Genomic DNA, 14,357 nt, shown 5'->3' with positions numbered 1-14,357 from the left:
CGCCGCCCGTGTCACTCGGGCCGCCCGGGCCCTCGAACCAGTCGAGCCGGCTGCGTGCCCAGGCGCGGGCCCGCTCGAAGCGGCCCGGTTCCGGAAGCCGGGCCGGGTCCTGGCCGGGTGCCGTGGCCCCCTCGGCCACGATCCGCGCCAGCACCCGCTCGGCCATCGACTGCTCCGCCCCCGGCCCCCCGTTCCCGTCGTGCTCGTCGCCCCGGCCCTTGTCGCCGAGTGTGCGGCCCAGGGCACGGAGTTCCGCAGGGAGCCGTGGATCCTGGTCACGCCGTCCGTACTCGCTCCTACCGCGCATGCCCCGCGTCACCTTTCACGCTCACCCCGCTCGTTCGCACCCCGCACCTTGGCACCTCGCACGTTCGCACCTCGCACGTTCGCACCCCGCTCGTTGGCATCCCGCACCTTCGCACCCCGCTCGTTCGCACCTCGCACGTTCAGACCTCGCTCGTTTGCACCCCGCACGTCCACGCGGCGCATGTGGGTGCCTGTCATGGCTTGTCCTCGCTGCCTGGCGGTTGGCTGCCGTCCGGCGGGGGCAGCAGCTTGCTCAGCTTCTTCAGGGCTCGGTTCAGCCGTGACTTCACCGTGCCGCGCGGCCAGCCCAGTGCCTGCGCTGTCTCCGCCTCGTCCATCTCCAGCAGATAGCGGTACGTCACAGCGAGCCGCTGTTCGGTGCTCAGCCGGTCCAGCGCCGCCAGCAGCAGCGCCCGGCGCTCCTCCCGCAGCGCGGCCACCGCCGGATCCGCCGACTCCGGTATCAGTGGCTCCGCCTCCGCCAGCGCGGCCTCGCGTCCCGCCGCGGATCGCTGCCGGAGCGCGGAGCGCAGTGTGTTCCGCGTCTCGTTCATGACGATCCGCAGCAGCCAGGGGCGGAACGACGCGCCCGGCTTGAAGTGGCCCAGTGCCCGGTACGCCTTGAAGAAGGCCGACTGCACCACGTCCTCCGCGTCCGCACCGGCCCCGAACGCGGCCGCCGCGCGCAGTGCCGTTCCGGTGTAGGCCCGCACCAGCTCCGCGTACGCCTGGGTGTCCCCGGCCCGCACGCGTGCGATCACCCCGGCCTCGTCCGCTCCAGGTGTGGCTCCAGCCGTGGCCCCGGGCCCGGCTCTCTCTGTGGCCACGTCGGCAACGGCGACGTGGCTCCCCTCCCGCGTTCTCACATCTTTCATACACCGCGCGGCGGAGATCGGTTCCGCACCTGAGAGAATGCTGTACATGGCCTCAGACCGTCCCCGGGTACTCTCCGGGATCCAGCCCACGTCAGGCTCGTTCCACCTCGGCAACTACCTCGGCGCCGTGCGCCAGTGGGTAGCCCTGCAGGAGTCGCACGACGCGTACTACATGGTCGTCGATCTGCACGCGATCACCGTCCCGCAGGACCCCGCCGAGCTGCGTGCCAACACCCGGCTCGCGGCGGCCCAGCTGCTCGCGTCCGGCATCGACCCCGACCGCTGCACGCTCTTCGTGCAGAGCCATGTGCCCGAGCACGCCCAGCTCGGCTGGGTCATGAACTGCCTGGCCGGGTTCGGTGAGGCCAGCCGGATGACCCAGTTCAAGGACAAGTCGGCCAGGCAGGGCGCCGACCGTGCGACCGTCGGCCTCTTCACGTATCCGATCCTCCAGGTCGCCGACATCCTGCTCTACCAGGCCAATCAGGTCCCCGTCGGTGAGGACCAGCGCCAGCACGTCGAGCTGACCCGGGACCTCGCCGACCGGTTCAACAGCCGGTTCGGCGCGACCTTCACGGTTCCGGAGCCGTACATCCTCAAGGAGACGGCGAAGATCTACGACCTCCAGGACCCCACGGCCAAGATGAGCAAGTCGGCGGCCTCGCCCAAGGGCCTCATCAGCCTGCTCGACGAGCCGAAGGTCTCGGTGAAGAAGGTCAAGAGCGCGGTGACCGACACCGACACGGTGATCCGCTACGACCCGGTGGCGAAGCCCGGCGTGTCGAATCTGCTGACCATCAACTCGACGCTCACCGGTACGAGCATCGCCGACCTGGAACAGCAGTACGAGGGCAAGATGTACGGCGCGCTCAAGACCGATCTCGCCGAGATCGTCGCCGACTTCGTCACACCGTTCAGGACCCGCACCCAGGAGTATCTGGACGACCCGGAGTCGCTGGACTCCCTGCTCGCCAAGGGTGCGGAGAAGGCCCGTACGGTCGCCGCCGAGACCCTGGCCCAGGCGTACGAGCGGCTGGGGTTCCTGCCGGCCAAGCACTGACCCGGGGCCTGTGGCCTCGGGCTCTGGCCAGGCGGACGGGGGGCCGCCACACTGCTCGCATAATGGTCGGGCAGGCATCCGGAAGCATCCGACAGCGGAGGAGAACGACGTGGGGACCGTAACGCTCGGCGTTTCGATCGCGGTCCCGGAGCCGTACGGCAGCCTGCTCCAGAAGCAGCGCGCGGGCTTCGGGGACTCTGCCGCGCACGGCATCCCGACCCACGTCACGCTCGTCCCGCCCACGGAGGCCGACGCCGCTTCGCTGCCCGCGATCGAGGCCCATCTGGCCTCGGTCGCGGCCGCGAACCGGGCCTTCCCGATGCGGCTGTACGGCACGGGGACGTTCCGGCCGCTCTCGCCTGTCGTCTTCGTCCAGGTGGTGACGGGCGGTTCGGCCTGTTCCTGGCTCCAGCAGCAGATCAGGGACGCGTCGGGACCGCTGGTGCGCGAGCTCCAGTTCCCGTACCACCCGCATGTGACGGTCGCGCACGCCATCTCGGACGAGGAGATGGACCGGGCGTACGAGGCGCTCGCCGCCTTCGAGGCGACCTGGACCTGCGGCTCCTTCGCCCTGTACGAGCAGGGGGCGGACGGCGTGTGGCGGAAGCTGCGCGAGTACGCGTTCGGCGGCGGGGGCGGAGTCGTCCCCGGCCCGAGCGTGTCCAGGGAAGCACCCGCCGCGCCGTCCCTGCCGTCCCTGCCCTAGGCCCTCCTTCTGCGGCCCTTCTTCTGCGGGGCTCAGAGCGGGAGCCGCCTGAACAGCGGCCTCGGGACGTGCCGGAGGGCCGACATCACCACCCGCAGGGTGCCCGGCACCCAGACGGTCTCCGACCGGCGCCGCAGTCCCGTCTCGATGGCCAGCGCCACCGCCTCCGGCGTGGTGGCCAGCGGTGCCTCGTCGAGCCCCGCCGTCATCTTCGAGCGGACGAAGCCGGGGCGCACCACCATCACCTGGACGCCGGTCCCGTGCAGCGCGTCGCCGAGTCCCTGGGCGAACGCGTCGAGGCCGGCCTTGCTCGACCCGTAGATGAAGTTGGCCCGGCGGGCCCGCTCGCCCGCCACCGACGAGAGCACCACCAGCGAGCCGTGGCCCTGCCCCTGGAGCGCCTTGGCGCAGATCAGGCCGGCGGAGACCGCTCCGGTGTAGTTGGTCTGAGCGACCCGGACCGCGGACAGCGGGGCGCTCTCGTCGCGGGCCTGATCGCCCAGCAGGCCGAAGGCCAGCAGCACCATGTCGATGTCGCCCTCCGCGAACACCTTGCCCAGCGTCTCCTCGTGGGAGGCCGGGTCCAGTGCGTCGAAGTCGGCCGTACGGACATCCGCGCCCAGGGTGCGCAGATGGGCGGCGGCCGCGTCCAGGTCGGGGGAGGGGCGTCCGGCCAGCCAGACCGTCCGGGTGCGGCGGATCACCAGGCGGCGGGCCGTGGCCAGGGCGATCTCGGACGTACCGCCGAGGATCAGCAGGGACTGGGGGGCACCGAAAGCGTCTTTCATGGCTGCTTCCTCGGGGTCGGGTCGGGTCGGGGTCGAGCTCGGGGTCGGGGTCGGGGATCGGGTCGAGCTGCGTCGGGGCTGGTCGGAATCGGAACCGGAATCGGAGGTGGAACCGGAACCGGAACCGGAATCGGAATCGGCAGTGGTGGTGGGTGGGGGCTGAAACGGGCCGGGTGTTCCCGCGGCCGGGTCCGCCGTCAGAGGCCGAGGCGGCGTGACAGGTCCGACGTGAACACCGCGCCCGGGTCCAGCTCGGCGCGCAGCGCCCGGAAGTCGGCGAGCCGCGGGTACATCGCGGCCAGCAGATCGGGGCGCAGCCGGGAGTCCTTCGCCAGGTAGACCCGGCCGCCCGCCGCCGCCACCTCTTCGTCGAGTGTGTCGAGGAACGCCCCGAGTCCGCCGAGGTTCGCCGGGATGTCCAGGGCGAGCGTCCACCCCGGCACCGGGAACGAGAGCCAGCCCGGGTCGGCGTCGCCGAAGCGCTTCAGCACCGCGAGGAACGAGGGGCAGCCGCGCCGGGCGATGCGCCCGACGATCCGGCGCAGGGTCTCCTCCTGCCCGTACCCGACGACGAACTGGTACTGGACGAAACCGCCGCGCCCGTAGATCCGGTTCCAGTGCGGGACCCCGTCGAGCGGGTGGAAGAAGGTGGCGAGCCGCTGGATCTGTCCGGTCCGCAGCCGGGGGGCCTTGCGGTACCAGAGTTCGTTGAAGAGGGAGACGGAGGTGCGGCCCAGCAGCCCCTCGGGGATGAAGGACGGGGGCGCGGGGAGTGTCGCCGGGCGGAAGGCGAGCGGTGCGCGCCGTAGGCGTGCGGGGAGCGCGTCCAGCGGCGCGTGGTCGCCGCGGGTCAGCACCGAGCGTCCGGTGGCGGCGCCCCGCGCCAGCAGGTCGATCCAGGCCACCGAGTAGCGGTAGCGGTGGTCGGTGGCGGTGAGACGGGCCATCAGGTCGTCGAGGTCCGTGGCCCGCTCGGTGTCCACCGACATCAGGGACGTCCGCACCGGCAGGAGCTGGACCGTCGCGGTGAGGATGACGCCGGTCAGGCCCATCCCGCCCGCTGTGGCGTCGAAGAGCGCGGTGCCGGGGACGGTCGTGTGCACCGTGCCGTCCGCCGTCAGCAGTTCCAGCGAGCGCACATGGCGGGCGAAGGAGCCCGAGCCGTGGTGGTTCTTGCCGTGGATGTCCGCGCCGATCGCGCCGCCCACCGTCACATATCTGGTGCCCGGGGTCACCGGCACGAACCAGCCGAGCGGCAGCAGCACCTGCATCAGCCGGTGCAGGCTCACGCCCGCGTCGCAGACCACGACGCCGGCGTCCGCGTCGACGGAGTGGATCCGGTCGAGGCCGGTCATGTCGAGGACCGCGCCGCCCGCGTTCTGCGCGGCGTCACCGTAGGCCCTGCCCAGGCCGCGGGGGATCGAGCCGCGCGTCCCGCAGCCGAGCACCGCTGCCGCTGCCTCCTCGTGCGTACGTGGGCGGACCAGCAGCGATGTCGACGGTGCGGTGCGGCCCCAGCCCGTCACCGAGCCCATGGAACTCATGGCACGCAGGGAGCGGACCGGGCTCGCGGAGCGCACCGGAATCACGGGGCCCGCCGTGCTCACGGGCGTGGTGCCGCGCGGTGACGCGGTGGTTTCGGCAGACATGGAGTAGACCGTATCGCCCAGATACGCGGGGAAATGGGTGATTGAGGGAGTGTCAACCAGTATGGCCGTGATTATCGGGCAATGTCATATAAGAGCCTTCCCGTCGCGGAGAAGGCCGTGCGGAGAGCAGTGGAGAGGAGTGAGGCAGTGCGGTCCATAGAAATGCGGTCCATAGAAACCGAGCGCCGGCTTCTGTCGGCGCTACGCCACTGCGGTACGGATCCACGGGTGGGCGGCGCCGCGCGCGCCCTCTCCTTCAGCGGTGAACACGGCGCCCTCTGGCTCGCCGCCGGGATCACCGGCGCGGTCACCGACCGTGAACGGCGCGCCACCTGGCTGCGGGCCACCGCGCTGATCGGCACGGCCCACCTCGTGAGCATGGGCATCAAGCGGGTGGTCCGCCGCCCCCGCCCCCGGCTCGACGCCGGACCGCCCCTCGTACGCACCGCGGGGCGGCACTCCTTCCCCAGCTCGCACGCCTCGTCGGCGGCCGCTGCCGCCGTCGCCTTCGGTGTGCTGCGCCCGGCGGGCCGCCTTCTCGTGCCGCCGCTCGCCGCCGCGATGTGCATGTCCCGGCTGGTCGTCGGCGTCCACTACCCGACCGATGTCGCCGCAGGCGCCCTGCTCGGCGGAGTCACCGCCGGGCTCGGCGCGAAATGGATGCGAGGCGCCCATGTCCGATCTCTCTGATGTATCCCGGATCACTCCGCTCCCCGCGCTCCCCGAGCGCGGTCCCGTCATCCAGGGTCCGCCGAGACCCCCGCCGCTCGCGGTTCCCGGCCGGGAGCCCGGCGGCGCGCACGGGGCGCTGGCGCTGCCCCTGGGGCTGCTCAGGACCGCACGCCCCCGCCAGTGGGTCAAGAACGTCCTGGTCGGCGCGGCGCCCGCGGCCGCGGGTGAGCCCCTGTCGCGGGGCGGCTTCGCCCAACTGGGGCTCATATTCGTGCTGTTCACGGCCGCCGCGTCCGCCGTGTATCTCGTCAACGACGCCCGGGACGCCGAGGCCGACCGGGCCCATCCGGTCAAGTGCCGGCGCCCGGTGGCCGCGGGGCAGGTGCCCGTACCCGTCGCGTACGTCGCGGGCGCGCTGCTCGCCGTGGCGACCACCTTCGCCGCCGCTGTCCTGTGCAACGGCCTGACAGCCGCGCTGCTCTGCGCGTACATCGTGATGCAACTCGCCTACTGCGTCAGCCTGAAGCACGTCCTGGTCGTCGACCTGACCGTGGTGACCACCGGCTTCCTGATGCGCGCCATGATCGGCGGAGTGGCGCTGGACATTCCGCTCTCCCGCTGGTTCCTGATCACCGCGGGCTTCGGGGCGCTCTTCATGGTCGGCGCCAAGCGCTACTCGGAGGCCGTCCAGATGGAGGGCGACGGACGGACCCGCTCCCTGCTCTCCGAGTACACCACCGGATATCTGCGCTTCGTCTGGCAGCTCGCCGCCGGTGTCGCCGTACTCGCGTACTGCCTGTGGGCCATGGAGAACAGCGGGCCGCCCGACACCGGTCTGCTGCCCTGGCGCCAGCTGTCGATGGTCCCCTTCATCCTGTCGATCCTGCGGTACGCCGTCTTCGCCGACCGTGGCACCGCAGGGGCCCCGGAGGACGTCATCCTGGGCGACCGCGCGCTCGCCGTGATCGGTGTCGGCTGGATCGCGATGTACGGCCTGGCGGTCGCCCAGCTGTGAGGTACCGGACGAGGCGGCCGTACGGACGAGGGAGGGCGACGCGTGACGGATGACAGCCGATACGGGGGGGGGAGAGCCGTGACGGATGACAGCCGATACGGGAGGGGAGAGCCGTGACCATCAGCCGCCGTGAGATAGCGGGCTTCGCGCTCTCCGGGATCTGCGCGTACGCCGCCGACCTGGGCCTCTTCGTCTGGCTGCGGGGCGGGGCAGACTGGGACCCGGTCACCGCCAAATCGGTGTCCTTCCTGGCCGGCTGCACGGTCGCGTATCTCGGCAACGCGTTCGGTACGTACCGGGGGCGCCGGGTCGGCTGGCGCGAGTACACCGTCTTCTTCGGGGTGAACATCGCGGGCGCGGCCGTCCAACTGCTCTGTCTGGCCGTATCGCACTACGGCCTCGGGCTGACGTCGGCCCGCGCGGACACCGTGTCCGGGGCGGTCGTCGGGATGGGACTCGCCACCTGCCTGCGCTTTTGGGGGACAAGGACGCTGGTATTCGGCGGCGAGGGTAGGCGTGCACCATGGACTGGCTGACGAAGCTCCCCGTAATCGGACCCTGGCTGGCCCGGCTGATGCGTACGCACGCCTGGCGCTCGTACGAGACCCTCGGCCGGGTGCACTGGACCAGGCTCGCGGCCGCGATCACCTTCACCAGCTTCCTGGCGCTCTTCCCGCTGATCACCGTCGCCGCCGCGATCGGCGCCGCCCTGCTCACGCCCTCCCGGCTGCACTCCATGCAGGACGCGCTCGCCCGGCAGGTGCCCGGCATCTCGGACCAGCTGGACCTCAACACGCTGGTGCAGAACGCGGGCACGGTCGGGGTCGTCGCCGGTGCGGCACTGCTCTTCACCGGTATCGGCTGGGTCGGCTCGATGCGCGACTGTCTGCGTGCCGTGTGGGAACTCGACAACACCGACGACGGCAACGCCATCGTGCGCAAGCTCAAGGACGGCGGGATCCTGCTCGGGACGGGCGGCGCCGTGCTCGTGTCGTTCGGCGCGTCCGCCGTCGGTTCGAGCGCGGTCAGCTGGACGGCCAAGCAGATCGGTATCGCGGACACCGGCTGGGGCAGCGCGCTCCTGCAAGGTGTGGCGTTCGCGCTGGCCGTCCTCGCCGACTTCCTGGTGCTGCTCTACGTACTGACCCTGCTGCCCGGCGTCGAGCCTCCCCGCCGCAGGCTGATCACCGCCGGGCTGATCGGCGCGCTGGGCTTCGAACTGCTCAAGCTGCTGCTCAGCGGCTATATGCGGGGCGTCGCATCGAAGAGCATGTACGGCGCCTTCGGCGTGCCCATCGCGCTGCTGCTGTGGATCAGCTTCACCGTGAAGCTGCTCCTCTTCTGCGCGGCCTGGACCGCGACGGGGCACGCCGACGACGAGGAGATCAGCGACGTGGAAAACGTCGTACCAGATCCGGCAGCGGCCAGCGGCGGTTCACCAGGAACGCCCCGGCCGCCAACAGGAGCAACGCCCCTGCACTGATCGCCAGGGCCGTGCCCACCCCGCTGGAGCCGCCCTGCCGCGCCGCGGCGGCCGGTGCCGGTGTGGCGCCCCTGCCCTTCCCCGTGGCCTGGGCGCCGCCCTTGCCGTCCTGCGCCGCTCCGCCGCTCTTCGCGGCCCCGCCGGAGCTGCCCGCGGCGGAACTGGCCGGCGCCACCAGATCGCCGACCGGTGTCACCTTGCCCTCCGACGCGAAGCCCCAGTCGAGCAGCCGCGCCGCCTCCTTGTACACCGCCTGGCTCTCGGCCGAACTCGGCTTCATGACGGTGACCAGGAGCACATGGCCGTTCCGCTCGGCGACCGCGGTGTAGGTGGCGCCCGCGTGTGTGGTGTTGCCGTTCTTGACGCCCGCTATCCCCTTGTACTGGGAGACGCCGTCGGCGCCGGTCAGCAGGCGGTTGGTGTTCTGGATCCCGAAGGTCTCGCGCTTCTTGCCCTTCTTCTGCGCGCCCGGGAACTGCGCGGTCGCCGTCGAGCAGTACGTGCGGAAGTCCTTCTTCTGCAGGCCGCTGCGGGCGAAGAGCGTCAGGTCGTACGCGCTGGAGACCTGGCCCGGGGCGTCGTACCCGTCGGGCGACACCACATGGGTGTCGAGGGCCTGGAGGTCGTCCGCGTGCGCCTGCATGTCGCGGACGGTCTTCGGTATGCCGTGGTTCATCGCGGCCAGCACATGCACCGCGTCGTTCCCCGAGCGCAGGAAGACCCCGAGCCACAGATCGCGGACCGTGTAGGTCAGGTTCTCCTTGATACCGACCAGGCTGCTGCCCTCGCCCATGCCCGCCAGGTCGGACGGCAGCACCTTGTGGGTCTCGGTCGCGGGGAACTGAGGCAGGAGTGTGTCGGCGAACAGCATCTTGAGGGTGGAGGCCGGGGCCAGCCGCCGGTGCGCGTCGTGCGAGGCGAGGACATCACCGGACTCGGCGTCGGCCACGATCCAGGACTCTCCGGAGAGGTCCTTCGGCAGCACCGGTGCGCCGTCGCCGAGCTGCACCTGGGTGCTGGTCCTGGCGAGACGCGCGCCGCCGACCTGCGACCGTGCGGTCTTCGCGGTCTTCGCGGTTTTCGGCGGCGCGGGGCTCTTCGGGGACGCGGTGCTCTTCGTGGGGCCCGTGGCCGCGGCCGACGCGGGCATGGCGCAGAGGGCGGGCAGCAACGCGGCGGCTATGACCGTCAGTACGGTCCTTCTCGCGGTCTTCTCAACGGCAGGCACGCTGGTGAAAGTACAGGCAGACCACGGCGGACCGGTACCGCGGGTGGCCCGCGGGACCTGACCTATCCGGCGGCGCGCCGGTGGGCCCGTACACCCCGCAGGCCCAGCACGCCGATGACCGTGCCCAGGATGAACGAGACGATGGCCAGCGCCAGGTGGATCCACAGATAGGCGGTCGGTTTTCCGTCGTCGAAGGCGAGACCGCTCGCGTCCTCGAAGAGGTTCTTCGCGAAGGTCACCCAGACCACCCACGACCACACGCCGAACGCCGTGAGGAACCAGGAGGCGGTGCGGTTGAGTTTCATGGGGCGTCGTCCTTCGGGGGCGGTGGGGGGTGTTCCTGCCAGTATGTGACCCCTCCCGCGCGGCCCGCGGACGGGGGTCCGCCGGGGCGTACGGAACGCCGCCGCCGACCGAGGACGTGCAGGCCGGAGGCGTGCGAGGCCCCTTATGAAGGTTGCCTAACAACTTGGCCGGCGTGAAGATTTTCTCTTCCACTTGTGAATGTCGTGTGGTTGGGTGGGCGCCGACTCGGGTCTGACGCGCGCCGGTCCGCGCGTCCACAAGGTGGGTTGAGGGGAACAGCACAATGCGGTCGATCCGGATGCGGATTCTGGCGATATGCGTCGTTCTGGCGTGTGCCGGTATCGGCGCTTGGCAGTTGCTGCCCGACGACGGCGGGAAGAAGTCCCCGATCGTCATCGGAACCACCGACGTCGTCTCGTCCCTGGACCCGGCCGAGGCGTACGACGCCGGTTCCTGGGCCCTCTACAGCTCGCTCTACCAGTCGCTGATGTCCTTCAACGTCGGTTCCTCCACCCCGGTCCCGGACGCGGCGAGCAGCTGTGAGTTCACCGATGACGCGCTGCGTACCTTCAGCTGCACCATGCGCGACGACCTGACCTTCTCGAACGGTCACAAGGTCACGGCCGAGGACGCGGCTTTCTCCTTCAACCGCGTCCTGCGGATGAAGGGCAACGGCCCCGCCCCGCTGTACCCCACGCTCAAGAACGTCGACACCTCGGGCAACAAGGTCATCTTCCACCTCAAGTCCCGTGACGCCACCTTCGCCTCCAAGATCGCGACGGGCGGCGGAGCCATCGTCGACCACACCGCGTACCCGGCGGACAAGGGGCGCAAGGGCAGTACGGTCGTGGGCTCCGGGCCGTACGTGCTGAAGTCCTACAAGAGCGGCGTCAGCGCGGTGCTGGAGCCGAACCCGAAGTACAAGGGCCTCGTCAAGAAGACCGGCGTACCGATCGAGGTCCGCTACTTCAAGGAGCCGGCCCAGCTCGACGCCGCCTGGAAGCACAAGGACATCGACGTCGCGCACCGGGTGATGACGCCCGCGACGCTGGCCACGCTCTCGCCCAGCGACCCGGACGCGCATGTCAGTGAGAACACCGGCAGCGAGATCCGCAACCTGGTCTTCAACGTCCGCAAGAACTCCGCGCTCGCGGACACCAAGGTGCGCCGGGCCGCGGCCGATCTGGTCGACCGCGCGCAGCTGTCCGAGAAGGTCTACAACGGCACGGTCGAACCGCTCTACTCGCTGATCCCGCAGGGCTTCACCGGTCACAACACCGCCTTCTTCGACGCCTACCCGAAGGTCGACGAGGCGGCCGCGAGGCAGCTCCTCCAGCAGGCCGGTGTGCAGACCCCGGTGACCTTCACCTACGCGTACTCCCGCACGAGCGTCACCGACGACGAGGCCCGGACGCTGAAGGCCCAGCTGGAGAAGGGCGGCCTCTTCAAGGTGAAGCTCAAGGGGATGACGGACTGGACGAAGTTCCAGGACGACTACCGGCTGGGCAAGTTCGACGCGTACGCCGTCGGCTGGATCGCGGACTACCCGGACGCCGACAACTACACGCAGCCGCTGGTCGGCACCGGCAACAGCCTCTTCAACGGCTACAGCAGCGCGGCCGTCGACAAGCTGATCACCCGCACCCAGCAGTACACCGACCGCGGCCGTACCGCGGGCGACTTCAAGGCGCTGCAGGAGGACATCGCCGACGACGTGCCGCTCGTCCCGCTCTGGCAGCGCAAGGACTATGTGCTGTCCAGTGATGACGTGTCGGGCGGGCAGTACCTGTCCGACGGCACGGGCGTCTGGCGCATCTGGGAACTGGGCTGGCTGTAGAGGCCCGGCCCTCCCGACGCGGTCAGGACCGTTTGCGGGCCGTCGCCGTCTCCGCCATTCCCGGCAGGAAGTCCGTGAACAGCTCGTGCACCTCGTGGACCAGCGGGCGCAGCGCCCGGAAGCGGGCCAGTGCGATGCCCCGGGTGGTGAGCCGCGCCCCGCGCGCGGCGAGCCGTCTGCTCCGCTCCCGCTCGGGTGACCGGTCGAAGACCCAGTACAGGACCAGCCCCATCTGCGACAGCCACATCAACTCCGGCAGTACGTCGGCCAGTTCGCCGGGGACCTTCGCCCTGGCGCCCGCCAGCACCTCCCGGTGGATCGCGATGGCCGCTTCCCGGGCGGACTCCGACTCCGCGGAGAAGGGGCTGAGCGGGCTCTCCGGGTCGGCGGCGTTCTTGAAGAACTGAGCGGCGAACTCGTGGTAGGGCGCGGCCACATCGAGCCATGCCGTGAGCACCCCCGTGAGCCGCTTCTCCAGATCGGTCTCGTGGTCGAGCACCTGGCGCACCGCCGCCCGGTGCTCGGCCCCGATACGGTCGTAGAACCCCTGGATCAGGTGTTCCTTGCCGGAGAAGTAGTAGTACGCGTTCCCGACGGACACCCCGGCCTCCCGGGCGATGACCCGCATCGTCGTCCTGTCGTAACCGCGCTCCTGGAAGAGCCGGAGCGCGGTTTCGAGGATGAGCGTCCGGGTCTGCTCGCTCTTGGGGGGCTTCGCATCAGTCACGGTGCCCGAGCCTAACCGGGGACCGCGCACCGCTCGCCGCAGGGCGGCGCTGTGACGTCGCGGTACTTGGCCGCGGTCAGCACGGCGACCCTGACGAAGGGCGCGCCCGCCGGGGTGGCCAGCCAGTGGGCCTTGGGCCGGTGAGCGGCGAGGGCCCAGAGGCAGACGATCCAGGCGGCCGGCCCGCGGTAGACCTGGCCCCGGTCGCCGATCACGGTGATCTCCTCCAGGGTGCTCGTGTGGTCGAGGCCGGGGAAGCGGGCCACGGCCTGGGCGGACGCGGCCGGCACCAGTTCGAGCGGTACGAGCTGACGTTGGCCCCGCAGCCAGTGCCGCAGATGGACACAGAGCGGGCACTGCGCGTCGTACAGCACGGTCAGGCCCCTGACGGAGGTGCCACTGGTGGAGGTGTCACCGGCGTAGGCGCCACTGGTGCAGGTCTCACCGACGGTGGCGCCACTGGCGTACGTGTCGCTGCTCATCGCGGTTCAGACCCCGGGGGTCGGCGTGATCCAGCCCTGCGGCGGCACCGGCGGAGTCTGTTCGCGCTCCATGATTCCGCGCCGGCGGAACTTGTTGAGTGCGTAGACGTTGCCGAGGTGCATCCCGCCCAGGACGAGCAGCACCACCCCGAGCTTCGTCGACAGCGCCTCGAAGATCCCCCGGGCGTCGGTGACGGTGCTGCCGTCCTGGAGGTACAGGGCGACGAATCCCAGGTTCACCAGGTAGAAGCCCACCACCAGCAGGTGGTTGACGGCCTCGGCGAGCTTCTCGTTCCCCTTGAGCACATCCGCGAGGAAGACCCGCCCGTGATGGCTCAGCGTCCGGGCCACCCAGACGGTCAGCCCGAGGCTGATCGCCAGGTAGATGACGTACGCGACAACTGTGAGGTCCATACCCCACCCTCCTTTGAACGCGTTCAAAAGCTGATGTCATGGACTGTAGACCCTCTTTTGAACATGTTCAACAGTGGATGGGCGTGCCGAACTCCCGCCGCCGGGCGGGCACATGGCAGAGGCCGCCCGGGGCGAGCCGGGCGGCCTTTGAGTGGTACGGCGGTGGTCCCGCGGGCGGCACAGGGCCCCGCCCGGCGCTCTACAGGGCGCTCAGCGACCGCGCGTAGTTGAGCTGGCCCATCACCTGCGGGAACGTCTGCGGGCCGGTGGCCGGGATCATGGTGGCGTGGTGCCGGCCGCCGCTCGTCACGGTCACCTGGATGAAGCCGGTCGTCTTCTTCTCCTTCATCAGCAGGAAGAGGAGGCCGATCAGACAGAGCAGCGCGAAGACGATCGCCAGCACGATGGCGACCGGCGGGATCCGCTCCTCGGTACGTGACATGTCCGTCGCGTTCCAGACGGCGCCCCGCAGCGGCAGGGTCCCCGCCGGGGTGATGATGCCGTCCTGGACGACGGTGATGTCGCCGAGCGACACCAGCGGGGCGCCGCCGGCCGGAACGGCGAAGCCCGGCTGCTGGGGGTAGCCGTACCCGGGCGTCTGGGCCGGATAGCCGTAGCCAGGGGCGGAGTTGGGGTAGCCGTAGCCCGGCGGGGGAGGGCCGGGCGGCTGCTGCGGGCCCCACTCGTAGCCGCCGTCCGACGCCGCGTACGGATTCTGGTCACTCATCCCGCTCCCCGTTTCTCTCCCTGTACGACACCCAGATCCTGGCACAGCGGAAAGCGCGAGGGCCCCGCCGCCCGGAAGCCGG

16 protein-coding genes and 1 pseudogene are annotated in these 14,357 nt (G+C 70.6%); 7 read left to right on the top strand and 10 right to left on the bottom strand.

All coding sequences use genetic code 11. The features are described 5' to 3' along the window. Both G3I19_RS01560 and G3I19_RS01555 read right to left on the bottom strand, forming a co-directional pair. Positions 1 to 307 (bottom strand): annotated as a pseudogene (locus G3I19_RS01560) (hypothetical protein); the annotation flags it as partial. 193 nt (positions 308 to 500) lie between these two features. Then, on the bottom strand, positions 501 to 1,067 hold the full coding sequence (locus tag G3I19_RS01555; RefSeq protein WP_164258616.1) for an RNA polymerase sigma factor: 567 nt from the start codon (positions 1,065 to 1,067) through the stop codon (positions 501 to 503). A gap of 160 nt (positions 1,068 to 1,227) precedes the next feature. On the opposite strand from G3I19_RS01555, the gene trpS reads away from it, so the two are divergent. After that, a complete protein-coding gene (trpS, locus tag G3I19_RS01550; protein ID WP_164258591.1) occupies positions 1,228 to 2,241 on the top strand; it encodes a tryptophan--tRNA ligase in 1,014 nt (337 codons plus the stop codon). 109 nt (positions 2,242 to 2,350) lie between these two features. Next, positions 2,351 to 2,947 (top strand): 2'-5' RNA ligase family protein, encoded by a 597-nt coding sequence (locus G3I19_RS01545; protein ID WP_164258589.1) that lies wholly within the window; start codon positions 2,351 to 2,353, stop codon positions 2,945 to 2,947. A 32-nt stretch (positions 2,948 to 2,979) separates the two neighbouring features. Here the strand turns inward: G3I19_RS01545 and G3I19_RS01540 are convergent, their stop codons facing one another. Both G3I19_RS01540 and G3I19_RS01535 read right to left on the bottom strand, forming a co-directional pair. Then, the gene (locus tag G3I19_RS01540) at positions 2,980 to 3,735 is read right to left on the bottom strand and encodes a decaprenylphospho-beta-D-erythro-pentofuranosid-2-ulose 2-reductase (protein ID WP_164258587.1); all 756 of its coding nucleotides are present in this window, start codon (positions 3,733 to 3,735) and stop codon (positions 2,980 to 2,982) included. A gap of 197 nt (positions 3,736 to 3,932) precedes the next feature. After that, positions 3,933 to 5,279, bottom strand: coding sequence for an FAD-binding oxidoreductase (locus tag G3I19_RS01535; protein WP_164258614.1), 1,347 nt, complete (start codon positions 5,277 to 5,279; stop codon positions 3,933 to 3,935). Between the two features lie 267 nt (positions 5,280 to 5,546). Here G3I19_RS01535 and G3I19_RS01530 point away from each other — a divergent pair, with 267 nt between their 5' ends. The 4 genes from G3I19_RS01530 (at position 5,547) to G3I19_RS01515 (ending at position 8,554) form a co-directional block, all read left to right on the top strand. Continuing rightward, positions 5,547 to 6,074 (top strand): phosphatase PAP2 family protein, encoded by a 528-nt coding sequence (locus G3I19_RS01530; RefSeq protein WP_164258612.1) that lies wholly within the window; start codon positions 5,547 to 5,549, stop codon positions 6,072 to 6,074. Beyond that, on the top strand, positions 6,058 to 7,071 hold the full coding sequence (locus tag G3I19_RS01525; protein ID WP_164258585.1) for a decaprenyl-phosphate phosphoribosyltransferase: 1,014 nt from the start codon (positions 6,058 to 6,060) through the stop codon (positions 7,069 to 7,071). The genes G3I19_RS01530 and G3I19_RS01525 overlap by 17 nt, the downstream gene beginning before the upstream one ends. 113 nt (positions 7,072 to 7,184) lie before the next feature. Then, positions 7,185 to 7,607 carry a GtrA family protein gene (locus G3I19_RS01520; protein WP_164258584.1) on the top strand — a complete coding sequence of 141 codons (423 nt, stop codon included), beginning with the start codon at positions 7,185 to 7,187 and terminating at the stop codon, positions 7,605 to 7,607. Beyond that, entirely contained in the window at positions 7,595 to 8,554 is a 960-nt protein-coding gene (locus G3I19_RS01515; protein ID WP_164258582.1) for a YihY/virulence factor BrkB family protein, read from the top strand. The genes G3I19_RS01520 and G3I19_RS01515 overlap by 13 nt, the downstream gene beginning before the upstream one ends. Here the strand turns inward: G3I19_RS01515 and G3I19_RS01510 are convergent. Both G3I19_RS01510 and G3I19_RS01505 read right to left on the bottom strand, forming a co-directional pair. Continuing rightward, positions 8,457 to 9,782, bottom strand: a complete 1,326-nt coding sequence (locus G3I19_RS01510) for a D-alanyl-D-alanine carboxypeptidase (protein WP_164258580.1) — start codon at positions 9,780 to 9,782, stop codon at positions 8,457 to 8,459. The two genes, G3I19_RS01515 and G3I19_RS01510, sit on opposite strands and share 98 nt — an antisense overlap. A 62-nt stretch (positions 9,783 to 9,844) precedes the next feature. Further along, a complete protein-coding gene (locus tag G3I19_RS01505; protein ID WP_164258577.1) occupies positions 9,845 to 10,087 on the bottom strand; it encodes a hypothetical protein in 243 nt (80 codons plus the stop codon). Positions 10,088 to 10,371: 284 nt separating this feature from the next. On the opposite strand from G3I19_RS01505, the gene G3I19_RS01500 reads away from it, so the two are divergent. After that, positions 10,372 to 11,925, top strand: a complete 1,554-nt coding sequence (locus G3I19_RS01500; protein WP_164258575.1) for an ABC transporter substrate-binding protein — start codon at positions 10,372 to 10,374, stop codon at positions 11,923 to 11,925. A gap of 22 nt (positions 11,926 to 11,947) precedes the next feature. Here the strand turns inward: G3I19_RS01500 and G3I19_RS01495 are convergent, their stop codons facing one another. From G3I19_RS01495 to G3I19_RS01480, 4 genes are all read right to left on the bottom strand, one after another. Further along, positions 11,948 to 12,652, bottom strand: coding sequence for a TetR family transcriptional regulator (locus G3I19_RS01495; protein WP_164258573.1), 705 nt, complete (start codon positions 12,650 to 12,652; stop codon positions 11,948 to 11,950). Positions 12,653 to 12,663: 11 nt separating this feature from the next. Beyond that, positions 12,664 to 13,134 carry a DUF393 domain-containing protein gene (locus G3I19_RS01490; protein ID WP_164258572.1) on the bottom strand — a complete coding sequence of 157 codons (471 nt, stop codon included), beginning with the start codon at positions 13,132 to 13,134 and terminating at the stop codon, positions 12,664 to 12,666. Positions 13,135 to 13,140: 6 nt separating this feature from the next. Beyond that, complete coding sequence (locus G3I19_RS01485; protein WP_164258570.1) at positions 13,141 to 13,548, bottom strand: hypothetical protein; 408 nt, start codon at positions 13,546 to 13,548, stop codon at positions 13,141 to 13,143. A 199-nt stretch (positions 13,549 to 13,747) separates the two neighbouring features. Beyond that, the gene (locus G3I19_RS01480; protein WP_164258568.1) at positions 13,748 to 14,275 is read right to left on the bottom strand and encodes a hypothetical protein; all 528 of its coding nucleotides are present in this window, start codon (positions 14,273 to 14,275) and stop codon (positions 13,748 to 13,750) included. Between the last annotated feature and the right edge of the window lie 82 nt (positions 14,276 to 14,357).

Source organism: Streptomyces sp. SID10853, from assembly GCF_010548145.1.
Taxonomy (GTDB): domain Bacteria; phylum Actinomycetota; class Actinomycetes; order Streptomycetales; family Streptomycetaceae; genus Streptomyces.
This window is presented reverse-complemented; position numbering and strand designations above follow the sequence as displayed.